25 protein-coding genes and 12 tRNA genes are annotated in these 22,196 nt (G+C 51.4%); 4 read left to right on the top strand and 33 right to left on the bottom strand.

Features of this window, described 5'->3' with window-relative positions; all coding sequences use genetic code 11:
• Window positions 1–25: 25 nt before the first annotated feature.
• From EDC32_RS15160 to EDC32_RS15110, 11 genes are all read right to left on the bottom strand, one after another.
• Complete coding sequence (locus EDC32_RS15160) at window positions 26–970, bottom strand: 5-oxoprolinase subunit C family protein (protein ID WP_132223553.1); 945 nt, start codon at window positions 968–970, stop codon at window positions 26–28.
• Complete coding sequence (locus EDC32_RS15155) at window positions 967–1,755, bottom strand: LamB/YcsF family protein (protein ID WP_132223550.1); 789 nt, start codon at window positions 1,753–1,755, stop codon at window positions 967–969. The genes EDC32_RS15160 and EDC32_RS15155 overlap by 4 nt, the downstream gene beginning before the upstream one ends.
• A complete protein-coding gene (gene pxpB, locus EDC32_RS15150) occupies window positions 1,721–2,473 on the bottom strand; it encodes a 5-oxoprolinase subunit PxpB (RefSeq protein ID WP_132223547.1) in 753 nt (250 codons plus the stop codon). The genes EDC32_RS15155 and pxpB overlap by 35 nt, the downstream gene beginning before the upstream one ends.
• Before the next feature lie 259 nt (window positions 2,474–2,732).
• Window positions 2,733–3,746: a tRNA (adenosine(37)-N6)-threonylcarbamoyltransferase complex transferase subunit TsaD gene (gene tsaD / locus EDC32_RS15145; protein WP_029072123.1), complete on the bottom strand. Its 1,014-nt coding sequence runs from the start codon at window positions 3,744–3,746 to the stop codon at window positions 2,733–2,735.
• Window positions 3,715–4,215 (bottom strand): ribosomal protein S18-alanine N-acetyltransferase, encoded by a 501-nt coding sequence (gene rimI, locus EDC32_RS15140; RefSeq protein ID WP_132223544.1) that lies wholly within the window; start codon window positions 4,213–4,215, stop codon window positions 3,715–3,717. The genes tsaD and rimI overlap by 32 nt, the downstream gene beginning before the upstream one ends.
• Window positions 4,208–4,933, bottom strand: a complete 726-nt coding sequence (gene tsaB / locus EDC32_RS15135) for a tRNA (adenosine(37)-N6)-threonylcarbamoyltransferase complex dimerization subunit type 1 TsaB (RefSeq protein WP_102991374.1) — start codon at window positions 4,931–4,933, stop codon at window positions 4,208–4,210. The genes rimI and tsaB overlap by 8 nt, the downstream gene beginning before the upstream one ends.
• On the bottom strand, window positions 4,930–5,388 hold the full coding sequence (gene tsaE / locus EDC32_RS15130; protein ID WP_132223541.1) for a tRNA (adenosine(37)-N6)-threonylcarbamoyltransferase complex ATPase subunit type 1 TsaE: 459 nt from the start codon (window positions 5,386–5,388) through the stop codon (window positions 4,930–4,932). Before tsaE ends, tsaB begins: the two co-directional genes overlap by 4 nt.
• 210 nt (window positions 5,389–5,598) lie before the next feature.
• A tRNA-Gly gene (locus EDC32_RS15125) sits at window positions 5,599–5,669 on the bottom strand.
• Window positions 5,670–5,697: 28 nt separating this feature from the next.
• Window positions 5,698–5,774, bottom strand: a tRNA-Pro gene (locus EDC32_RS15120).
• A 15-nt stretch (window positions 5,775–5,789) separates the two neighbouring features.
• Window positions 5,790–5,875 (bottom strand) — tRNA-Leu (locus tag EDC32_RS15115).
• A 13-nt stretch (window positions 5,876–5,888) separates the two neighbouring features.
• Window positions 5,889–5,972, bottom strand: a tRNA-Leu gene (locus EDC32_RS15110).
• A gap of 373 nt (window positions 5,973–6,345) precedes the next feature.
• Here EDC32_RS15110 and EDC32_RS15105 point away from each other — a divergent pair.
• Both EDC32_RS15105 and EDC32_RS15100 read left to right on the top strand, forming a co-directional pair.
• Window positions 6,346–8,019 carry a glycosyl hydrolase family 18 protein gene (locus tag EDC32_RS15105; protein WP_246026970.1) on the top strand — a complete coding sequence of 558 codons (1,674 nt, stop codon included), beginning with the start codon at window positions 6,346–6,348 and terminating at the stop codon, window positions 8,017–8,019.
• A 227-nt stretch (window positions 8,020–8,246) separates the two neighbouring features.
• Window positions 8,247–9,227, top strand: coding sequence for a glycerophosphodiester phosphodiesterase family protein (locus EDC32_RS15100; protein ID WP_132223538.1), 981 nt, complete (start codon window positions 8,247–8,249; stop codon window positions 9,225–9,227).
• A 78-nt stretch (window positions 9,228–9,305) separates the two neighbouring features.
• On the opposite strand, the gene EDC32_RS15095 is transcribed toward EDC32_RS15100, so the two are convergent.
• The 11 genes from EDC32_RS15095 to EDC32_RS15045 all read right to left on the bottom strand — a co-directional run bounded on the left by EDC32_RS15095 (window position 9,306) and on the right by EDC32_RS15045 (window position 12,199).
• Window positions 9,306–9,815 carry an SgrR family transcriptional regulator gene (locus tag EDC32_RS15095; RefSeq protein ID WP_158283407.1) on the bottom strand — a complete coding sequence of 170 codons (510 nt, stop codon included), beginning with the start codon at window positions 9,813–9,815 and terminating at the stop codon, window positions 9,306–9,308.
• Window positions 9,816–10,015: 200 nt separating this feature from the next.
• Window positions 10,016–10,091: transfer RNA gene (locus EDC32_RS15090), tRNA-Lys, on the bottom strand.
• An 11-nt stretch (window positions 10,092–10,102) separates the two neighbouring features.
• Window positions 10,103–10,177: transfer RNA gene (locus tag EDC32_RS15085), tRNA-Gln, on the bottom strand.
• A 3-nt stretch (window positions 10,178–10,180) separates the two neighbouring features.
• A tRNA-His gene (locus EDC32_RS15080) sits at window positions 10,181–10,256 on the bottom strand.
• Between the two features lie 9 nt (window positions 10,257–10,265).
• Window positions 10,266–10,342, bottom strand: a tRNA-Asp gene (locus EDC32_RS15075).
• An 8-nt stretch (window positions 10,343–10,350) separates the two neighbouring features.
• Window positions 10,351–10,426: transfer RNA gene (locus tag EDC32_RS15070), tRNA-Val, on the bottom strand.
• Between the two features lie 4 nt (window positions 10,427–10,430).
• Window positions 10,431–10,507, bottom strand: a tRNA-Glu gene (locus tag EDC32_RS15065).
• A gap of 12 nt (window positions 10,508–10,519) precedes the next feature.
• A tRNA-Ser gene (locus EDC32_RS15060) sits at window positions 10,520–10,612 on the bottom strand.
• A 4-nt stretch (window positions 10,613–10,616) separates the two neighbouring features.
• Window positions 10,617–10,691 (bottom strand) — tRNA-Asn (locus tag EDC32_RS15055).
• 271 nt (window positions 10,692–10,962) lie between these two features.
• On the bottom strand, window positions 10,963–11,664 hold the full coding sequence (locus EDC32_RS15050) for a Bax inhibitor-1/YccA family protein (RefSeq protein WP_158283406.1): 702 nt from the start codon (window positions 11,662–11,664) through the stop codon (window positions 10,963–10,965).
• Between the two features lie 211 nt (window positions 11,665–11,875).
• The gene (locus EDC32_RS15045; protein ID WP_102991369.1) at window positions 11,876–12,199 is read right to left on the bottom strand and encodes a hypothetical protein; all 324 of its coding nucleotides are present in this window, start codon (window positions 12,197–12,199) and stop codon (window positions 11,876–11,878) included.
• A gap of 110 nt (window positions 12,200–12,309) precedes the next feature.
• On the opposite strand from EDC32_RS15045, the gene EDC32_RS15040 reads away from it, so the two are divergent.
• Window positions 12,310–13,344, top strand: coding sequence for a ThiF family adenylyltransferase (locus EDC32_RS15040; protein WP_425460178.1), 1,035 nt, complete (start codon window positions 12,310–12,312; stop codon window positions 13,342–13,344).
• Window positions 13,345–13,404: 60 nt separating this feature from the next.
• On the opposite strand, the gene EDC32_RS15035 is transcribed toward EDC32_RS15040, so the two are convergent.
• From EDC32_RS15035 to EDC32_RS15025, 3 genes are read right to left on the bottom strand one after another with little or no spacing between them, the layout of a single operon-like run.
• Entirely contained in the window at window positions 13,405–14,307 is a 903-nt protein-coding gene (locus EDC32_RS15035; RefSeq protein WP_132223529.1) for an NAD(P)-dependent oxidoreductase, read from the bottom strand.
• 51 nt (window positions 14,308–14,358) lie between these two features.
• Window positions 14,359–14,916, bottom strand: a complete 558-nt coding sequence (locus tag EDC32_RS15030) for a thioredoxin family protein (protein WP_132223591.1) — start codon at window positions 14,914–14,916, stop codon at window positions 14,359–14,361.
• Between the two features lie 21 nt (window positions 14,917–14,937).
• Entirely contained in the window at window positions 14,938–15,399 is a 462-nt protein-coding gene (locus EDC32_RS15025) for a SprT family protein (protein WP_211341943.1), read from the bottom strand.
• Window positions 15,400–15,473: 74 nt separating this feature from the next.
• Here EDC32_RS15025 and cmpA point away from each other — a divergent pair, with 74 nt between their 5' ends.
• Entirely contained in the window at window positions 15,474–15,596 is a 123-nt protein-coding gene (gene cmpA / locus EDC32_RS15020; RefSeq protein ID WP_132223523.1) for a cortex morphogenetic protein CmpA, read from the top strand.
• Window positions 15,597–15,681: 85 nt separating this feature from the next.
• Here the strand turns inward: cmpA and EDC32_RS15015 are convergent, their stop codons facing one another.
• From EDC32_RS15015 to EDC32_RS14980, 8 genes are all read right to left on the bottom strand, one after another.
• Entirely contained in the window at window positions 15,682–16,065 is a 384-nt protein-coding gene (locus EDC32_RS15015; protein WP_132223520.1) for a hypothetical protein, read from the bottom strand.
• A gap of 117 nt (window positions 16,066–16,182) precedes the next feature.
• A complete protein-coding gene (locus EDC32_RS15010; RefSeq protein ID WP_132223517.1) occupies window positions 16,183–18,348 on the bottom strand; it encodes a Tex family protein in 2,166 nt (721 codons plus the stop codon).
• A gap of 318 nt (window positions 18,349–18,666) precedes the next feature.
• Window positions 18,667–19,452 (bottom strand): RNA polymerase sigma factor SigB, encoded by a 786-nt coding sequence (gene sigB, locus EDC32_RS15005; protein ID WP_022738666.1) that lies wholly within the window; start codon window positions 19,450–19,452, stop codon window positions 18,667–18,669.
• A complete protein-coding gene (rsbW, locus tag EDC32_RS15000; protein ID WP_022738667.1) occupies window positions 19,418–19,903 on the bottom strand; it encodes an anti-sigma B factor RsbW in 486 nt (161 codons plus the stop codon). The genes sigB and rsbW overlap by 35 nt, the downstream gene beginning before the upstream one ends.
• Entirely contained in the window at window positions 19,900–20,235 is a 336-nt protein-coding gene (locus EDC32_RS14995; protein ID WP_022738669.1) for an STAS domain-containing protein, read from the bottom strand. Before EDC32_RS14995 ends, rsbW begins: the two co-directional genes overlap by 4 nt.
• Before the next feature lie 22 nt (window positions 20,236–20,257).
• Window positions 20,258–21,262, bottom strand: coding sequence for a PP2C family protein-serine/threonine phosphatase (locus EDC32_RS14990; RefSeq protein ID WP_132223514.1), 1,005 nt, complete (start codon window positions 21,260–21,262; stop codon window positions 20,258–20,260).
• 202 nt (window positions 21,263–21,464) lie between these two features.
• Window positions 21,465–21,815: a type II toxin-antitoxin system PemK/MazF family toxin gene (locus tag EDC32_RS14985; RefSeq protein WP_022738671.1), complete on the bottom strand. Its 351-nt coding sequence runs from the start codon at window positions 21,813–21,815 to the stop codon at window positions 21,465–21,467.
• A 5-nt stretch (window positions 21,816–21,820) separates the two neighbouring features.
• Window positions 21,821–22,117, bottom strand: a complete 297-nt coding sequence (locus EDC32_RS14980; RefSeq protein WP_035952874.1) for a CopG family ribbon-helix-helix protein — start codon at window positions 22,115–22,117, stop codon at window positions 21,821–21,823.
• Window positions 22,118–22,196 lie beyond the last annotated feature (79 nt).

Here is a 22,196-nt window from a genome sequence, read left to right as displayed (position 1 = left end):
GTCTAAGTAACATCCGCTCCATGGTTTATAACCCCGCATGCACCCGGAGTAATCGCAGAAATTGACGTTGTCTCCGCAGGCATCGTTGCGCTTCGTCCAAGGTGACGGGTTGAAAGCGCAAACGGTCACCCGGCAACGCTTGGGCAATCTGAGGGAGATCGACTGTACTCACAGTAGCGATCTGTGCATATCCCCCTGTGGTTTGCCGTTCGGCCAGCAAAAGGATGGGCTGACCGTCGGCGGGGACTTGAATGGAACCGCAGGTCACCGCGCCAGACAAGATGTCTGCGCCTTTCTCATGGGTCAATGGAACACCGTCCAGCTTAACCCCCATCCGATTCATTTGTGGGGTCACCGTGTAGGGAGTATTGAAAAAAGCCTCCAAGGCCTCCGTTGTGAATGCATCTTGATGTGGGCCCAGAATCACCCGGATCGGAGCGCCTTGCCGGTAAACAGGTCGGCATGAAGGGGGCAACAGTCGTCCTTCTTTGGCCACCTGGCCACGAAAAGAACCGATTGGCAATCGATCACCCCGGCGCAGAGGCCGTCCCCGCCATCCCCCCATTCCGGCAGTGAGATAAGTGGATCGGCTCCCCAACAGGCTGGGCACATCCACTCCCCCGGCCACTGATAAGTATGCGCGCGCACCAAGGGGTTTCCCCCGCACTGTTAACTGCTCTCCCTTGCGCCACCACAAACTCTTCCACAACGGCACTGGCTTACCCGCGAGTCGCGCCCCCAAGTCGGAACCAGTGATAGCGATCAAAAGATCGGTTTCCGCCTCAAGTACCGGACCTTGTAGCGTCATTTCCAATCCCGCCGCTTCCGGTGTATTCCCGACCAGAATATTCCCTAGCTGAAGAGCCACCGCATCCAGCGCCCCGCCGACACTCACGCCAAACCGCTGAAATCCTGGGCGGCCGAGATCTTGCACCGTTGTCAGCAACCCGGGGGACAGCACGCGAATCATCGGCCTTTCCCCACCGGCCTGACAGTGATGCCCTCCGCTTGCAATCGTCGGCGCAACGCCTGAGCCAATGCAGGTGCATGCGGATGATCCCCATGCAGGCAAACCGTGTCCGCTTGGATGGGGTGTTTGCCGCCATCTAGCGTTTCCACCACCCCTTCCTTTATCATGGTGAGAACCTGTGCCACCGCTTCCGCCGGGTCAGTAATCACCGCCTGCGGATTAGTGCGGGGTGTCAACTTCCCATCAGCTTGGTAAGTGCGATCAGCAAACACTTCTTCAGCAACAACCAGCCCTTGTTCCCGTCCGGCTTTCGCCAACAACCCCCCTGCCAAAGCATACAAGACCAGAGTAGGATCAACGTCAACGACCGCCTGCGCCAATGCCTCCGCCAATGCAGGTTCCCGCTCTGCCATGTTGTACAGCGCTCCGTGCGGCTTGACATGATGCAAACGAACCTGATGCGCGCGAGTAAACGCCAGCAACGCGCCCACTTGGTACACCGTCATATGATAGACATCGGAAGCACTCACACGCATCTCCCGCCGCCCAAAACCAAGCAAGTCAGGCAACCCTGGATGTGCCCCCACCGCCACTTTGTGCCTTTTGGCCAGTGCGACTGCCCGCCCCATGACTTGCGGATCACCCGCATGGTAACCACAGGCAATATTGGCAGACGTGACCCATGGCAACAACGCCTCATCCTCTCCCAGCCGATACCGACCAAACCCCTCTCCCAAGTCTACATTTATATCAATGCTTCCCTTCACCAGACATCCCCCCTCCATGCTCCCAACTCACCTTTACCGGCGGGATCCCAGCTTGGCTAGCCTCTTGAAGCGCACAGAATTCCTCCGGCCCACAAGGCCGAAAGCGGAGGTAGTCCCCCATCTTCAGCAGACTGGGAGCGGCACTGTTCGGTTGAAAAAGCGTTAAGGGGGTCCGGCCGATGATTCGCCATCCCCCGGGAGTCGCCAGCGGATAAATTCCGGTCTGCCTTCCTGCGATTCCGACCGCTCCTGCCTCGATGCGGGGTCTGGGCGTAGCCAGCCGCGGTGTAGCGATGCGGGCAGACATGCCTCCCAAGTATGCAAATCCCGGAACAAACCCGATCATCTGCACCCAATAGGTCGGCGCCGTGTGGAGCCGGATCACCTCGTCCTCACTCAGGTGATTCAACCTGGCCACATCAGCCAGATCTGGACCCCATTCTCCTCCATAAGCGACAGGAATCTCCACCACCCGCCGGGCTACCTGCTCCTTGTCAGGCCGCCACTTAGCAGCCTGACGCCGCATCCATCTCTCCACTGCCTTGGCTGAAGTGCGCAAAGGATCATACACCACCGCCACCCCGGCAAAGCCGGGAATCCATTCCACAATCCCCGGAGGTCTCTGCCGCTCCAACATCTCGCACAGATAAACCAGTTGCTCATGGTGTTGACGGGTGCCTTCCCCATCCAGCTCAAAGAGCAATCCTTGATCCCCCAGCAAGCGCACATGCATCATGGATGTCTCCTATTCCAAATCATTGTTATATTCTTTCTATTTATAATACACTAACTTACTTGACAAATGAATTGTTCAGCTCAAAGATCTTCCAACAGGTTATGCGAGCGAAATTTCCCACAATCATTCACAAGTTATTCACAACTTAATCACAAGAAGTATACAAGCAACTGGTTATCCACAAATTCATCCACAATTTATACACAAAAAGAGTTACCGCCCTCCCTGGCAGTAACTCTCCTCATCCCTTACCTTGCGTTTATTTTATTAATGGTAAGTTGGCATCCGCATTAAGCTCCAAATCAGCCAACACGCCGTCCAAAAACTGATATGTTCCTGCCGCGGCAATCATCGCCGCGTTGTCCGTGCACAACTCCAACGGCGGGATCGCCAGCCGGATGCCCTCTTCTTTGCATCGTTCTAATAAGCGAATGCGCAAGGCGCTGTTCGCCGATACTCCACCAGCCAACACCAATTGCTCTACACCGGTTTCCTTTGCGGCGCGAATCGATTTCTCCACCAACACGTCTAGCGCCGCCTCCTGAAAACTGGCCGCCAAATCAACATACCGAATCTCTTCTCCGCGTTGGCTAGCATTGTGCATCAAATTCATCACCGCAGATTTCAACCCGCTGAAGCTAAAATCAAACGACCCGGGCTCCAGCCAAGCCCGCGGCAAATCGTAGGTGGGTTCTCCTTGTGCCGCTAATCGGTCAATCTGCGGACCTCCCGGATACGGCAACTTCATGAGGCGAGCCACTTTGTCAAAAGCTTCCCCAGCGGCGTCATCCCGGGTTTTGCCCAGACGGCGGAAATGGTTGTGACGATCCATGTGGATCAGCTCCGTATGCCCGCCCGATACAACAAGGGCAACCAGCGGAAAGGTGAGGGGTTCCACCAAATGATTGGCGTAAATGTGCCCCGCGATGTGGTGAACCGGCACGAGTGGCTTCCCAGTAGCATACGCCAGGGCTTTGGCGGCAGTCACACCGATGAGCAAAGCACCCACCAATCCGGGGCCCTGCGTCACCGCAATTGCATCAATTTCCTCCATCTTCACCTTCGCCTCTTCCAAGGCCTTCTGAATAATCAAGGTGATGCGCTCAACATGCCGACGCGAAGCCACCTCCGGCACGACCCCGCCAAATTTCTTGTGTACATCCATCTGCGACGAAATCACATTGGACAGGCATTCGGTTCCTCCGCGAACCACTGCAGCCGATGTTTCGTCACAGCTTGTTTCAATTCCCAATATGAGAGGTTGATTGTTCATCTTGTTCATGCAATGTCACCCACATGATTATGGCATCTTCTTTATTATCGGTGTAATACGCTTTTCTCACTCCTGAGCGGACAAAACCCAACTGTTCATACAGCGCCTGGGCCACATGGTTGGAAACCCGTACTTCCAATGTCATGGAAGTGGCCCCCAGCTCCCGCGCCAACTGCATCACGTGAAGCAACAGCCGTTTTCCCAATCCCCGCCCACGGTAATCTGGATGGATGGCTACATTGGTGATGTGCGCTTCATCCAAAATCAGCCAAAACCCGCAATAACCCACAATCTCCCCGTCGACACATACCACCGTATAGTGGGCAAACTGGTTGAGCACCAGCTCATTATAAAATGCTTTTCTGGGCCAAGGGGTGGGAAAGGAGAGGTTTTCCACTTCAGCGATGCGCGTCAAATCCAACAACTCCATCGGCCGGAAAGTGACGGCCCCCTCACGTTTCTCACTCATTCGCCTCTGCCTTTCCCCTCTTTTTCAACCAATTGGCTTCCGCTTCGGTGATTTGCAAATAATTCGGCGTAAAATCGGCGTGCTCTGGCGGTTGATGCGCCTTCCATTTCTGTCCGCACAACCACGCCAATTGCGCAGCACGCGGAATGTGATCCGCAGCATTGCCCCACACGGCTCGCTCACCCAGTGCCTCTCGGATGCTTTCACGAAACTTGGCCACATCATCTCCCAAGAACAGAACCGGTTCTTCCCGCTCCCGCAACCAGTCCAATAACGCGCTCACTTCCATCACTTGCTGGGGCAAGACTTCGGTCGGCACTCCCCGTTGCCCACGGTATACGCCCGTGTATGCCCGTTGCCTCCGCGCATCAAACATCGGCACCACCAGACCGGGATAGTTCAACCCATTCATCGCCAGCACCGTCAAGCTCGATTCGCTGTACAGCGGCAACTGGCGCGCCCAAGCCATCGTCTTCGCCGTCGTCACGCCGATGCGAATTCCCGTATAGGAGCCTGGTCCGGCGGTGACCGCCAACGCACCAATCTCCTCAATCGACAGCTCCAGATCAGCAAGCAACCGATCCACCGCAGGCATCAAGCGCACCGAATGGTTTTTATGCAGATTGGTCATCACTTCGCCCAATACCCGATCCGATTCCGCATCGTAAACGGCCACACCCAACACCAACGTAGATGTGTCCATCGCCAATAACTTCATTCAACACCCAACTCCTTACAGACCGATTCCCACCGCGCATGGCTGGAGTAGCAAGCAATCTCCCTCGATCCATCGCCACGGACGGAGAAGTTGAGCCACAGCGTCTCTTCCGGCAACCAAGGCTCCACGCGTGAAGCCCATTCGACCACACACACGCCGTCGCCGTAAAAATAATCGTCCAGCCCTATTTCTTCCACGCCATCCAAACGGTACACATCCATATGATAAAGCGGAAGCTTGCCTTCATACTCTTTAATGATCGTGAAGGTGGGGCTGTCTACCTCTTCCTGGACAGCGAGTCCTTCGGCGATCCCTTTGGCAAACGCCGTTTTTCCAGCGCCCAAGTCCCCTTCCAAAGCCAAAACATCACCGGCGCGAAGCAATCCGGCCAGCCGAACCGCCAGCGCCCGGGTCATTTGTTCCGATTTCGTGGTCAGTACGCATACCTTTTCCATACGATCACCCAACTTCAGAAATTGGCTCTCCCAACCTTTCTATTAGAAGAAAGCCGCCTATCAACGGCTACACACTCACACACAGTTTACCAAACATCTCACTTTGCCCGCATCCTTCGATCTGTTCACAGCTTTTCCCACCATGATGGTCAACTATGCAATAAACAAAGGACCGCAGCTTATGCCACGGTCCCCTCGTTCATTCTCCAGAGCGGGTGAAGGGAATCGAACCCTCGCATTCGGCTTGGAAGGCCGATGTTCTACCACTGAACTACACCCGCGTACACTATCGTGCTGTTTCAATTGACATGGTCGGGGTGACAGGATTTGAACCTGCGACCTCCTCGTCCCGAACGAGGCGCTCTACCAAGCTGAGCCACACCCCGAAGTTATGATGAAAATGGTGCGGTCGGCGAGACTCGAACTCGCACGGTCAGGGACCACTACCCCCTCAAGATAGCGTGTCTGCCAGTTCCACCACGACCGCATGTGTAAGTCCATGGTGCGGGTGGAGGGACTTGAACCCCCACGCCAGAGGCGCTAGAACCTAAATCTAGTGCGTCTGCCAATTCCGCCACACCCGCTCACAAAATCGGTTTATTTCAACTCATATACCATGTCGCTCTCAATCGACAAGAATAAATTTAACATGGATAGTGCACAAAGTCAACAGGTTTTTTAAGATCGAATATTATGTCTTCATCCTAATCAGGAAGAACGTTGTTTTTCGTGAAAGACCAACGGCTCTTGCTTCACATGGTCTGTGTACAAGTTCAGTTATCATTCTTACTTTTACATGCAAAAATGAGAAGCGCACATTATTATTGATTAAATAATATGAAGATTATATAATAATAATCGAATCACGTATAGTTGTCTATACAATCAGTCGTCTATATCCTTTGCAATGGTCATCATAATTCATCCTGCCCATCTCACAACCAAAGGAGTGACATCATGAGAAGAAGATCAGCAGGTAAATTCCTTTGTATCGCCATGGTTTTGTTGCTGCTCGTTGCCCTTGTGCCGCCAGGCGCCTTAGCGGCCAGTGAATGGCAACCGAATACCGCTTATAATGTAGGCGATGTTGTGACTTATCAAGGAAGCGTTTACCAATGCTTACAATCCCATACTTCCCTTACTGGTTGGGAGCCGCCCAACGCTCCTGCGCTGTGGAAGTTGACTGATGGCGCTGGAGACGACACGGAGCCGCCCACTGCACCGACCAACCTCGTCTCAACCGCTCAAACGGCATCCTCCATCTCCCTCTCTTGGAACGCTTCCAGTGACAATGTCGGTGTTACCCAATATGAGATTTATCGCGGCAACACCAAAGCGGGTACTGCCACCGCCACCACTTACACCGATACCGGTTTAACCGCGGACACCGCTTACACCTATACAGTCAAAGCCAAAGACAAAGCCGGCAACGTATCCGATCCGAGCAACGCGGTGACAGTGAAAACCAAGGCAAACGGCACCAATCCAAATCCCAACCCCAGCTCACACAAGATCGTAGCCTACTATACCAGTTGGTCCACCTATGCACGAAACTATCAAGTAGCGGATATCGACGCTTCTAAAATCACACACCTCAATTACGCCTTTGCTAACATCGCCAACGGTGAAATCGTCGTTGGAGACACTTACGCAGACACGGATAAAGCGTTCCCCGGCGATTGCTGGGATCCTGGCTGTCAGCGTGGCAATTTCAATCAATTGACTAAGTTGAAGCAGAAATATCCCCACTTGAAAACATTGATTTCCGTTGGCGGTTGGACTTGGTCCGGCGGATTCTCCGATGCAGCCCTCACTGACGCATCGCGCACCCGCTTCGCCGACAGCGCGGTTCGTTTCATCAGACAATACGGTTTTGACGGCGTCGATCTTGACTGGGAGTATCCCGTGGGCGGCGGTTTAAATCCCGGACGTCCCGAGGATAAGCAAAACTTTACCTTGCTCCTTGCAAAAGTGCGGGAAAAACTGGACGCAGCCGGACAAGCTGACGGCAAACAATATCTTTTGACCATCGCTGCAGGCGCCAGCCCCAGCTACTACAACGACAATACTGAAATGGACAAAGTGAAAAACTATGTTGATTGGATCAACATCATGACCTATGATTTCCGTGGCGCGTGGGAAAACGCCAATGGACATAATGCTCCGCTCTATGCGGACCCCAGTGATCCCCATCCAAATCGCGACACTTACAATATTGACGCTGCTGTAAACGGCTTCCTGAATAAAGGCGTTCCCGCCTCCAAATTGGTACTGGGCATGCCCTTCTACGGGCGCGGTTGGAAAGATTGCCCTGCTACCAACAACGGCCAATTCCAAACCTGTAATGGCCCTTCCCAAGGAACATGGGAAAATGGCGTGTTCGACTTCTCTGACCTAGAAAACAACTATATCAATAAAAACGGTTACACCCGTTACTGGAATTCAGTATCCAAAGTGCCCTATCTGTACAATCCAACCAACAAAGTGTTCATTTCCTATGATGATGCGGAATCTTTCGGCCACAAAACCGCTTATCTCAAATCCAAAGGCTTGGCTGGCGCCATGTTCTGGGAGTTGTCAAGCGACCGCAACCAAACACTGCTCAGCAAATTGTACAACGACTTAAAATAAACAAATAACAACTAGGCGGCTGGACATAGAACAGCCGCTTTTTTGTTCCCTCCACCCAGATGTCGCTCCCCTAGTCCCCTAGCGTGCAAAAACGGGGACATAAAACGTCTGAAAAGCCCTTTTTCTTTCACCCTCCGTCAGTAAAATGGGAAGTGAAAACATTCATTCCATACCGCAATCATATTGCTCCATTTAATAGACAACCGCGAAATGGAGGGCTACCAAAGATGAAGCGACTACTTAAGAAAAAGCGATTCTGGGTGGTGCTGGGCTTGATCGTTTTCGTATATTTCAACAACAGCTCGCTCTTCACCAACCCACCCGCTCAAAAGCCCCTGTTGCTCGCACACCGGGGACTTGGTCAAACATTCGACATGACGGGGCTGACCAATGACACTTGCACAGCTGAGCGAATTCATCCACCTGAACATCCCTACCTCGAAAATACGCTCCCATCCATGCGAGCGGCGTTTGCCGCCGGAGCCGATATGGTGGAATTGGATGTTCACCCCACCAAAGATGGCCAGTTTGCTGTTTTTCATGACTGGACACTCGATTGCCGGACAAATGCTACCGGCGTGACGCGTGAGTATACGCTGTCTGAATTGAAGAAGTTGGATATCGGTTACGGATACACTGCTGACGGCGGCAAAACGTTTCCATTCCGCGGCAAAGGAGTGGGGCTAATGCCTTCGCTTGACGAAGTGCTGGCCGCGTTTCCCAAGCAGGAGTTGCTGATCCATGTGAAAAGCAACGACCCTGCGGAAGGAACTCAACTAGCCCGTCGGTTGGCCACCTTGCCTGCCGACCGCTTATCCCGGATCACCGTATATGGTGGGGATGAACCCATTGCCGCTCTGGAACAGCAACTTCCCCATCTGCGCACCATGTCCAAAGCCTCACTGAAAAAGTGTCTGCTTCCTTACATAGCCATCGGTTGGACCGGTATCGTACCAGACGCATGCAAACACACGCAACTCCATGTTCCCGATTACGCCGCGCCATGGTTGTGGGGTTGGCCCCACCGTTTCTTAGCCCGGATGAACGAGGCAGGCACACGAACCATTCTCGTCCGGGATGGTGATGGGTTTTCCGCCGGTTTTGACACCGCCGAAGACCTCAACCATTTGCCAGAAAACTACACAGGTGGCATCTGGACCAACCGCATCGACCGCATCGCCCCTCTTATCCAGCGGCGGACGCAGTAATCTTTCCAACATCACGTTGTCCAGGGGAGATAGGTATAAAAAAGCCCGGCAGACCAGTGCCGGGCTTTCTCTACTCTTTTATTTTCTATTATCGCCGTCTTGACCATCCACAAACAGCCACCTTCCTGTATTCGTGGAAACCATCGCCGGCACAATGCCAGATGGCCATGTTCGGTTTAGTCCTTCTATCTCCCTAACATGAATGCGCGGAAAGCTCAGCGCCGCTAACACTTCACGATAACAACGTTCCCGTACCCGGGCGGGAATGCCTTCCCGTTTAAGCCAACGAATCGCTTCTTTGAATGCTCCCCGATGCAACAAAGCATCAATATGGGTGGTTAACGCTTCTTCCAACGAGCACCTGAACAGCAGTTTGGACCGGTGCCCACGACCGCCTCCCGGTTTCCAATAGATCAGGCCGTCTTCTTGCATATTGCTCAGGATGCGTTTCACATTTCGTGTAGAACAATAAAGGATGGACGCCAACTCATCCAAACTGACATAGATGGAGCAATGATTGGCCACATTCCGTAGCCGATACCTTAACTCCAAATAATGCTCCGCCGTTTTCACAAAATCACCCCGCAATCCTTGCCACTCGATAGTGGATGATGCATTACTGATTGCTATAAGTTACGCATAAAGACTCCGCACACCATAGGATCTATTCAAAAAAAACGCCCCACTGTCGGTTCAACCCGACAATAAGGCGTTGATGGGCATAAAAAAAGGCGTTCTCATTTTGAACCCTGTCTGCATGCAGTCATGCCCAACTGCTTAATGTGTTGTGGTGAGCCATGAAGGACTCGAACCTTCGACACCCTGATTAAAAGTCAGGTGCTCTACCAACTGAGCTAATGGCTCGCAAAAAAAAATGGCTGGGGGAGTAGGGATCGAACCTACGCATGACGGAGTCAAAGTCCGTTGCCTTACCGCTTGGCTATCCCCCAAAGTGGGGCGACCGGAGGGAATCGAACCCTCGAATGCCGGAGCCACAATCCGGTGCGTTAACCACTTCGCCACGGCCGCCAAGAAAAATGGCGGAGCTGACGGGATTCGAACCCGCGATCTCCTGCGTGACAGGCAGGCATGTTAGGCCTCTACACCACAGCTCCACAAAATATGGTGGACGCTGACGGGATCGAACCGCCGACCCTCTGCTTGTAAGGCAGATGCTCTCCCAGCTGAGCTAAGCGTCCATATTGGTGACCCGTAGGGGATTCGAACCCCTGCATGCTAGCGTGAAAGGCTAGTGTGTTAAACCGCTTCACCAACGGGCCAAGGCATATAAATGGCGGAGAGAGAGGGATTCGAACCCTCGCGGGGCTTAGTAGCCCCCTAACGGTTTAGCAAACCGTCCTCTTCGGCCTCTTGAGTATCTCTCCGCGTTGGCTCCTCAGGTAGGACTCGAACCTACAACCTACCGGTTAACAGCCGGTTGCTCTGCCATTGAGCTACTGAGGAATATTTTAAAATTATCAGCGACGTGATTCATTATATCGCATTTGATTTCAATTTGCAAGAACTTTTTATGGTTCTTTGTTTTTCTCTGTTTCCACTGCATCAGGGAGCAGTGACAATTAATAATTTAACATGGAGAACACCAGGAGTCAAGAGCTTTTACACCAAAATACTTTAAAAAATTTTATGCTTCAATTGGCCTAGTGCACATGCGCGTGGAACCCTTTTCTCCATATAAAAACTCCCCCTGCAAACACTTGCAGGGGGCCACATATTAATCGTCGTTCAAAATGGCAAGCAAGTTTCTGAAGATCATGATGAAGTCGATGTACAACATCAACGCGCCATAAATCGCATACTTGTTCACGTTCTCTTCGTCCATATTCATCTCGCTCATATGCTTGATGGTCTGCATATCATATGCAGTGACAATCGTGAACAGAATCACCATGGCGTAAGAGATGATCAATTCGATCATGCCGCTCTTCAGGAAGAAGATATTGACCAGCGATGCCAAAATCAGACCCAACACCAACATCAGCGCCAAAAAGCCAATCTTGGACAGGTCCATCTTCGTGGTGTAACCAACCAATGCGCTGATGCCAAACATGCCCGCGGCGATGAAAAACGCCCCGGCGATGCTATCTAAGCTGAAAAACACCATCAGAACCGAAAAGCTGACTCCAGTTACCGCTGCATACACGAAAAAGGCGATGTTGGCCACAAAGGCGGGAATGCGGTTGATCAAGGCCGACAATCCGAAAACCAACACCAATTGCACGATCCAGATCCCCCAGAAGATCCCCGAGTTTTGCAGGAGTGCTTGAACCACATTTTGATTTGTTCCCAATACATACGCGATAATAGCGGTCATGGTCAAACCCATGAACATCAACAAAAACACGCGAGGTAGCATTGTGTTTGTCCGCGAGGCGACGGCGCTACCTGCACCGTTGTTAAACTGCGTTTGATTCATCGGTACGTTCCCTCCGAACATACTTTTTTTGTGCCCAACTTCCAAAACCAGAAGCATGCACAGCCTAAGTATATCAAAAAGTATGTTTGCTTGCGAAGGGAGTCCGTTTAGACAAAGCGTTTGTAACCGCTTTCAATGCTAATTTTCGATCTTTTGTTTATAAGTAGTTTCAAAAGTTGCTGATATCCGCTTACAACCGACCACCTAGATGTCAACGCACTAACCCGGCGCTCCGCATCCGTTCTTTGGTTTCCGGCGTCCCCAATTCATAAATGGTACGGTAGATCTTCTCAATTTGTTTGTCTTCGGTCACATTTTCTTTCCGTTCATTATCCAAAAATGGGATATGCGCCAACACAAATGTAGAAAAATCGGTGTCTTCCACTTGGTTGAACATCTGCTCCAAACGATTAATCTCTTCCGGTGTCGCTTCAATTTCAAAATCGTAATTGGGGTCGTTCACATCGAGGGTTTCTCTAATCTCGCCTGCTCGCGGCCCGATGTCAACCGTCACGTAGTACGTCTTTTTTTCCATTTGCCCTACCTCCTCATCCTTTAACCCTTCCCCACAAGCCAGAAATTCATTCCACATCCGCCAGCTTTCAAAATTCGCTATAATTTGGATTGAAGGAGGCGTACTCACTGATGAACATAGACATGAACCGTTATTCACGCCAAATGCTGTTCGCCCCCATCGGTCCAAGCGGCCAGGAAAAGTTGGGCCAGGCCCGGGTAGCGATTGTTGGCTTGGGGGCTCTGGGCACAGCCTTGGCCAACCATATGGCTCGCGCCGGAGTGGGCATGTTGCGCCTGATTGACCGCGACTTCGTTGAAGAGAGCAATCTGCAACGGCAAATGCTGTTTGACGAAGCAGATGCCCAAAACTTCATGCCCAAAGCCGTCGCCGCCGAACGCAAATTACGGGCGATTAACTCCACGCTGACTCTGGAAGCCCACGTTACGGATCTGACATGGAAAAACGCAGAGTCATTGTTATCCGGAGTTGATCTGATCTTGGACGGCTCGGATAACTTCCAGGTACGCTATCTGGTGAACGATTTTAGTGTCAAACATGGCGTCCCTTGGATTTATGGCGGTGCCGTAAGTGCGCGCGGCATGAGTTATACGATTCGTCCTGGGGTAACCCCCTGTTTGCGCTGTTTGTTTCCAGATGCCCCTGCGCCAGGCACTACAGAAACATGCGACACAGCCGGAGTGATCAGCCCTATCATCCATGTCATCGCCGCTTACCAAGCGACAGAAGCCTTGAAGCTACTATGCGGAGCAGAGGAAGCCTTGGAAACGCGGATGCGTCACATCGATTTATGGCACAATCAAGCACAAGCACTTCAGGTGTCTGCGCAAAAAAACGACCAATGCCCCTGTTGTGCCAAGCGGCAATGGGATTATCTCGATCCAGCGGAAAAGGAGGCGCAAGAAATCTCCATGTGCGGACGCCAATCCGTTCAAATCTCTTTGGGTCAAGTGAAGCTGGATTTGGACAGCTTGGCTGAGCGTCTGCGCCATGTCGGGGAAACGGAACGCAACCCCTTTATGCTACGGTTGCAAATCGATGAACAACACCGCCTGGCCGTGTTCCCGGATGGACGCATCCTCGTACAAGGTACCACCGATACCGCTTTGGCTAAAAACTTGGTTGCCAAATATATCGGTTTTTAAATAACAACAAGGCTCTGGGTATTCCGGAGCCTTGTTGCTTACCATCAGCTAAAAAGCGCACTATTGCTTTGGCGTAATTTCCACATTCCCCAATTGTTCCATGACCCGAACCAACGCTTGCGTGCCATCCTCGTTACCGCCGTGTGCTTGCACAGCACGCAACAATTGTTGCACGGTAGCGGTCCCCAACAACGGGAGTTCCATCCGCTCCGCTTCAGCAAGCACAATTCGCAAATCTTTTTGTTGGAAGCGCACAGAAAAGCCTGGATCCAGATCTCCTTTGACTACACGTGGCCCATAGTTTGCGAGAGCCCATGAACCGCCCGCCCCTTGCGAAGTGACTTGAATCATTTTCTCCAGGTCCACACCGCTTTTTTTGGCAAAGGCTAACGCTTCCACCATGCCAAGCAAGTTTAACCCACACAAAATCTGATTGCAGGCCTTCACTGTCTGACCAGCACCAATCGGACCGCAGTGAACAATCGTCTTGCCCATCGCTTCCAAGACCGGGCGCACCTTCTCCAGCACTTTTTCTTCTCCTCCGACCATGATCGAAAGCGTACCATTGCGCGCTCCTACATCCCCGCCACTGACAGGCGCATCTAGCATGGCCACACCTTGTTCGGCTGCTAATTCTGCCAACTCACGCGTCGCCTCGGGCGAAATGGTGCTCATATCAATCAAAACCGACCCTGGCCGTGCGCCAGCCAAAACTCCTTCTTCACCAGTCACCACTTCCCGCACATCTGGGGTATCGCCAACCATGGTGATCACTACATCGCTTTGCGCCGCCACATCCTTGGGCGAATCCGCAAGGTGGGCGCCCCATTCGGCCTTAGCCTCGTCCATTTTGGCGGCTGTCCGGTTCCAAACAGTCACTTTGAAGCCTGCTCGGTGCAAATTGCGGGCCATCGATTTCCCCATGATCCCCAAGCCGATAAATCCGATTCTCAGTCCTTCCATTCTCCTGCCCCTTCCTCTTCAAACGCTACAGATGCGTCTGGCAAGCCCCGCTCACGCTTCGCTCAACCGGCCGAGCACACTGTTAACCACCGATTGCCACAAACTGCGGTCATTGAGCAAGCGTTCGCGAAACCCTTTGTACATTGCGCGTTGCTCCGCTTCAAAGCGCGGGTCATCCTTGGGTGGCAATCCGCTACGCATGTGGTCAACCATCGCCTGCACTTCAGGGGAGCGCGGCCCCCAGACTGCCCGCTCTTTCCCTGTTTCGTCAATGAAGATGAAAATGGGAATCGACCGCGATGTACCATTGGTCAAATACTGATCCATCAATTCCAGATTTTCGTCGCGAATCAAGAAACGCATCTCCATTCCCGCGCTTTCGGCGATCCGTTTCACAATGGGCACGCATAAGAGGGCATCCCCGCACCAGTCGGCAGTCAGCACGATCACCCGCCAGGGTTCAGTTCGTCTTTTGGCCAAAGTTGCTACTTCCTCGTCAGTAAGGGTGACTTGCTCATACAAGGACAGCAACTCGTCACGATTCACCTGCATATTGTTTACATATGTGTCAAAGGTCATGCCTTTCGCAAACCAGTCATTCAATGTCATCAAGGCATCCATCTCCTTTGTTTAACTGTTTGCTACCACGTGTTCCAGCTTCAACCTGCCGCCGCATCGGGCGCAACGATACCGATCCACTTGCATCTGGCGTTGTCGGAAGGTTCGACGGCCGCACGCCAGACAATGCACCACATACTTCGGCTTCGTCTGTCCTGGTAGCCTTGGCGCATATCGCAGGCCGCCAACCGCAATGAGCAACTGCTTAAAGTCACGATCGCGATGCCGGTATCCTTTTCCCTCCAAATGCAAGTGGTAATGGCACAATTCATGCAAAACAATTTTACCAAAAACCTCTCGCCCATGAACCAAATGCTTGGGATTCATTTCAATCCGGTGATCCCCCAGATGATAACGCCCGCCGGTGGTTTTCAAACGCGGATTAAACCGGGCTTCATGCAAAAAAGGTTTGCCGAAGCAGGCCAATGAGAGCGATTCCACCCAAGCCTGCAATTCCGAATCTGTCAATGCCATCTCTCCTGACACAAACCACTCGTTTTTAACATACATTACCCTATCCGTGATTTTCGTCAAGGGAGGAAGAAGGAATGCCCAGCTGGTTGATCAAACAACTGATGCATGCCTTTTCCAAGAAAGACCGCCGGCTCATCCAATGGTTGAACCACTGTTGGTTCCACTACCGGTGCAATCAAGGAAAACGGATTAGTTGATAACCAATGAGGCGGGACCAAAAGGCGAATCCCTCCTCCAGCTTACCTGAAAAGGCTGGGGGTAGTCATGTGGGACACAGCTTTCTCATTGACTAAAGACGCCTATTGCGCGCGAAGCCGACTGTGAATCGTTATCCAGTTTAAACATATACTTTCCGGCTGGGTGTGCCACGTCTATCTGCACTCGTTCTCCCGCTTTCACCTGGCCATTCACCAGCGTGGGACATTGCAAATGGTCACAGTGCATAAAGACATAAAAAGTCACCATACCCGGCCCCTCATTGTGGATCGAGACGCGAAGGTCCCCCGCAGAAAGGGATTCCCACCCACTCCAAACGGAAGGGGTACCCACATCCAACCGCAACGAGTGCACCACTCGCGCTTCAGCACCAGCCTCGAAAGGAACCAAGCTGAGGATCATCACCAACGTGGCCGCAAAGGCGCGAACAGGAACAAAACTTAAACGCATCACCAACCCACCTTTTGTCAAGATATGCATTCCCCATCTGGGACAATGGTGCCCTTAGTCTACCCCATGACAAAAAAGCTACCGGTGCGTCAGGCGCATCGGTAGCTTTTTCCGGAATCATGTTTCTTCGCTGTCGTTTTCAGGTTTGACCGGGACCATGCTGAGCCCGACCCGTTCTCGCTCCACATCCACATTGTATACCCACACATCCACAATATCACCGACTGTCACCACATCCATCGGATTCTTGACAAACCGTTCGCTTAAACGGGAAATGTGAACCAACCCATCATTCTTCAAGCCAATGTCCACAAAGGCGCCGAAATCGACCACATTGCGAACGGTTCCCTGTAGTTGCATCCCCACATGCAAGTCTTCCAGCTTCAACACATCAGAACGCAGAAGCGGTTTGGGCAGTTCATCCCGAGGGTCGCGGCCTGGACGCAAGAGCGCTTCGATAATATCCTTCAATGTTGGCACGCCACATGCCAACCGCTCGGCCATGCTCTCTACATCCACTTGTTTAAGACGCTCCTTGCAAGCATCGCTGCCGATCTGATCCAACTCCAAACCTAATTCGGCGAACAAGCGTCCCACCACTGCATAAGACTCCGGATGAATCGGCGTTTGGTCCAAAGGATTCTCACCATCATGAATCCGCATAAAGCCGATACTCTGTTCATACGTCTTGGCTCCAAGGCGTGGTACCTCTTTCAGATCTGTCCGCTTAGTAAAACGTCCCACTTCTTCCCGCCGCTTCACAATGTTTTTGGCCACGGTAGCACTGATTCCAGACACATAAGACAGCAAAGACGGAGAAGCTGTGTTTACATCCACTCCGACGTAGTTCACAGCAGATTCCACCACGTGCGTCAAGCTTTCACTCAAGCGTTTCTGTGACACATCATGCTGATATTGGCCGACACCCACCGATTTCGGATCAATCTTAACCAACTCAGCCAATGGATCTTGCAAGCGCCGGGCAATCGATACCGCGCTTCGGCGAGCTGCGTCCAGATCAGGGAATTCCTCTTTCGCGATTTTAGAAGCGGAGTAAACACTGGCACCCGCTTCATTGACGATAATATAATACACCGGCCGTTTTGCCTCTTTGATCACATCGGCGATGAAAGCTTCGGTTTCACGGGAAGCGGTACCGTTACCAATCGCGATGATATCGATCGGATATTTATCCAAGAGAGCAAGCACATCCGCTTTGGCCTCAGCAACTTTGTTCTGGGGCGGCGTCGGATAGATTACACCCACTTCCAACATCTTTCCTGTATCATCCACCACTGCCCATTTACAACCCGTGCGGTATGCCGGATCGACGCCCAGCACCATCTTGCCCCGAACCGGCGGTTGCAACAGCAATGGACGCAAATTCTCGGAGAAAATACGGATTGCCTGTTCCTCTGCCTGCTCTGTCATCTGCGCCCGCACTTCCCGTTCGATGGAAGGTGCAATCAGGCGTTTATAGCTATCTTGCACCACTTGGGTCAAGTATGCGTGGACCGGAACGGCAAACCACTTGGCCAATCGCAGGAAAATCTTCTCCTCATCCACCTCAATCTTCACTTTGAGGACTTCTTCCCGTTCCCCGCGGTTAACCGCCAAAATCCGATGCGGTGGCATTTTATGTACAGGCTCACTGTAATCGTAATACATTTCATAAACGGTGCGGACTTCCGGGTCTTTAGCCTTGGACACCAACATGCCGTGTTTCCACGTATATTCACGCACCCATTTGCGGATATCCGCGTCTTCAGAAAGCTCTTCTGCCAAGATATCCATGGCACCTTGCAATGCGGCATCGACTGAGTCCACACCCTTCTCCGCATCCACGTACGAAGCTGCTGCCGCTTGAACGGTCTCTGCCTCAGAGGACTCTGCCATCACGCGTGCCAACGGCTCCAACCCTTTTTCACGGGCAATCGACGCCCGGGTCTTCCGTTTGGGGCGGAAAGGAAGATATAAGTCCTCCACCTCTTGCAATTTGGTTGACTGCATGATTTTTTGTGTCAGCTCATCCGTCAGTTTCCCTTGTTCGTCAATGAGCCGAATCACTTCTTCTTTGCGTTGGTTCAATTGGGTGAGATAATGGTAGCGTTCTTCAATCGCCCGCAATTGCTCTTCATCCAGTTCCCCTGTGCGCTCTTTGCGATAGCGCGCGATAAAGGGGATGGTGTTGCCTTCTTCAATCAATTCAACTGCCGCTTTCACCTGCGTCGGCTTGACAGCCGTTTCGGTAGCGATCAGTTGAAACATCTGTTGCTGATCCATATTCAACCCTTCTTTCCTCAACCATCACAACAACCTCACGAGGAAAATGATTCCCCAATATATAAAGATAACGAAATTCTGGCACTGTGACGGAGAATTTTATGTGAAAGGTTTGACATTTACTCTGTTCGTTTGGCTAGAGCGTGGTGGCTTCAAACCCCTTTTCTCATTCGCTTCCCGCGTTGCCTGACTCTCCACGAGAAAGGGCTCTCCATCGCTTCTTCCCTACGAACTTGGTTCACCAGACACACCCTGGCAAATAAAACAAAAGGTGTGCCGAATCGCCTGAAGCTCACGATCCGACACACCTATCCCTTATTATCCAATCACTTCCGACGGCTCCATGCGAATCGCTTGCCGCAACTTCGCCAACGCCCTTCGTTGCAGGCGCGAAACATGCATTTGGGAAATTCCCAGTTGATCCCCCACCTGTTTTTGGCTGAGATTCTCAAAAAAGGTGAGACGCAGGATCTCTTGTTCCCTTTCAGTCAGCACAGCAAAGATTTTGTCCAACAACATCTTGCGGTCAATTTGTTCATATCCGCCATCTTCTGTACCCACCAGATCAAGCAGGGTGATTTGGCTGCCATCATTGGCGGCTTCAATCGGGCTATCGACGGAAACGGCGTTATAACTCCGCCCCATCTCCATCGTCTCCAACACCTCTTCTTCTGAGACGCCGAGATATTCCGCAATCTCCTGCACCCGGGGGGAACGTTGCAATTGTGTCGTTAATTCTTCGACCGCCGCCTTGATGCGCGGCCCCAACTCCTTGATGCGCCGTGGAACATGCACACTCCATGTCTTGTCCCGGATATGGCGCTTGATTTCACCCACGATCGTCGGCACGGCAAAGCTTTCAAAACTCCGGCCATAATCGGAATCAAAACGCTTCAATGAAGCGATCAGCCCGATCATCCCAACCTGAACGAGATCTTCATACGGCTCTGATCCATGGGCGAACTTAAAGGCCAATGTTTCCACTAGATCACGGTAATGCGCGACTAAAATCGCTTGAGCTTCTGCATCCCCATCCTCTTGGAATCTTGCTATCAGGTTGTACACCTGTTCATCGGTTAGTGAAGGATGTGGACGACTCGACATGTGACTCCACCACGCCCTTTCGGATATACTTGGTCATCGTCACAATTACGCCATTGTCCCCTTTGATATCCACATGATCCATCAAAGATCGCATCAGAAAGACGCCCAACCCTCTTTCGCGAAGCGCGTTCATGGTCGGCCCGACTTCGATCGGCCCAGTACGCTTTTCAATCTCTTCGATATTAAAGCTGTTTCCACGGTCAACCACTTCGATTTCCAACCGGTTGGAGAAAATATTGCAACTGACCTCGATCTCTCCATCGCCGCCGCAATAAGCATGATCCACGGCATTGGTACACGCTTCGGAAACTGCCAATTTCAGATCTTCGATATCGTCATATGAGAAACCCATGCGATTGGCAATTCCAGAGACAGCCAACCGGGCTATACCCACATAGTCCGGCTTCGCAGGAATTGTCAAATTCACCAAATCTAAGGGTTTACCACTCATTGTCGGCCATCCTCCTGCACTTTTTCTTCATTGAGCATAATTACGTTCAGGTTGGTGATGCGGAAAATGCGTTGCAGCCGCGCGTTCATGCCTTTCAAAATCAGTTTGCCACCCGTTTGACCCTGCGCCTTATATGCACCGATCAACACACTTAGACCCGTGCTATCGATATATTCCACATCAGTAAAGTCGATCGTAATCGTGGTTCCGCCTTGACAGCGCGGTAACAGTTTTTCCCGTAGTTTGGGCGCGGTATACACATCAATTTCCCCTGAAACCACATAGGTGATCTCTTTTTCGTTCTCTATTTTCTCTTGAACGCTTAAATTCATTGTTCTTCCCCTCCTGCCTCGATCAGCCGACGCGCTTGATCATCAAAATGGTTTGATCGTCTCTCATTATATAGTTAGTCATTTCGTATAATTTCTGATGAATAGCTTCCACCGCTTGTTGGGCGGGCAGGTGTATATGATCACGAATCATGCTTTTGATCGTTTCCCTTTCGATGAACTTGCCGTCGACCCTTGCCTCCGTCACTCCGTCGGTGAACAGGATAATCGCATCGTTCGGCTCCAAGTCGGCCACGTACTCGGGATATTCATTGTCCCGCAACACACCCAAAACCATTCCTTTGGTCTCCAAACTGGTGAAGCAATCTTCCCCGGCGGAATAAATCAGCCCGGGCTCATGACCAGCCGTTGCATAACGAAACTGGTGGTTCAACGAATCATATACCCCGTAGATCATCGTGATAAACATGCTTGGCAAAACATTGCGTTCCACAATTGTGTTTAAGTCGCGCAAAATCTCCCCCGGGGAAAGAGATTTGGCATCCAACCGGTCCATTGTGTACTTAATCATCGACATACACAAAGCCGCGGGAATCCCTTTTCCGACAATATCGGCAATGCCCACTCCCAACTGCTGCATCCCATGGTCGACAAAATTGTAATAATCTCCGCTCATCTGCTTGGACGCCACACTAATCACCCCAATATCCACACCAGGAAGCGAAGGGGTGGACTCAGGCAGCAGCGTTTGTTGCAGACCCGCTGCAACTTCGATCTCATCTTCCAACTCGCGTTGCCGGCTCATCAGCTGTTCCCGTTCCTGATAAGCGACACCGTACCCCACCATGACTTCCAACAGCATCTCCAACGTAGCTTTCACTTCTTTAGGCAGCTCCGGTACCATTCGCTTGACCGATCCGATATGGACATTGATTACTTCTTCCGGCGAAACGCGTTTTTCTATGAACCATTTGCTTAGCTGTTGCGCGCTGTAAAGATGGTCCTCCTTAGGCTCGGTCATATAGGAAGCGAGCAGCTTCTCATATAGTTTTTTCAGATGAATATCCATGTGTTAGTTCTCCTTGCTGGAGCCTGCGCTTAAATTGCTCCAATATTCGAAAGCAATACGGCAACATATCGCCTTTCTATGAGGAAGGCATAGAAAGGCCATCCTCATTTTACATTTTAAATTTAAAATATCACAGAAGGGAACAGAATTAAACAAGTTCAACAAAAAAAGAGAATGGCCCATTCACCATTCTCAATCTCCATTAAAAATCAATCATTCCCAAGCTAATCATCAACGCTTCATTGACTCGGCTCATCATCTCATCATCAAGATGGGTGATTTTATCTGTCAATCTCTGTTTATCGATGGTCCGAATTTGTTCGAGCAAAATGACCGAGTCACGATCAAATCCGTACGCTTTGGCATCGATTTCTACATGCGTAGGTAACTTGGCTTTTTGGATTTGGGCTGTAATCGCGGCGACGATAACGGTGGGGCTAAATCGGTTCCCAATATCATTTTGTATCACTAAGACAGGTCGAACCCCACCCTGTTCGGATCCGACCACAGGGGAAAGATCTGCGAAATAGACATCGCCACGCTTGACAATCAAATCAATTACACCCCGCTAACTAATCGATCCAAAGTATCTTCAGCCTCTTCTTCCGCTACAAATGCTTCAGAAGCGATGTTGAGATTGATGCGAGCCATTTCCATATAGCCTCTTTGCATCATTTCGCGGATGAGACGTTTTTTCCGCTCTTGGAGATACATTTTCATCGCCTGACGAATAAATTCGCTGCGATTGGAATTATCCCTCGCCACCATACCATCTACTTCTTGAAGCAAATTTGTTGGCAGGCTGATCATAATTCTCTTTGTTCCGGACAAAATGAAGCACCCCCAACCAATCATCACCGTAAGCATTTCCCATCAATACTACCATTATGTCGTGGATGTTGCAAAAATATACTTATTTATAAGCTATATAAGC

This window comes from Laceyella sacchari (assembly GCF_004343255.1).
In the GTDB taxonomy this organism is placed as follows: Bacteria; Bacillota; Bacilli; order Thermoactinomycetales; family Thermoactinomycetaceae; genus Laceyella; species Laceyella sacchari.
Note: the sequence above shows the minus strand (reverse complement) of the source record. Positions and strands in the feature narration are given on the sequence as shown.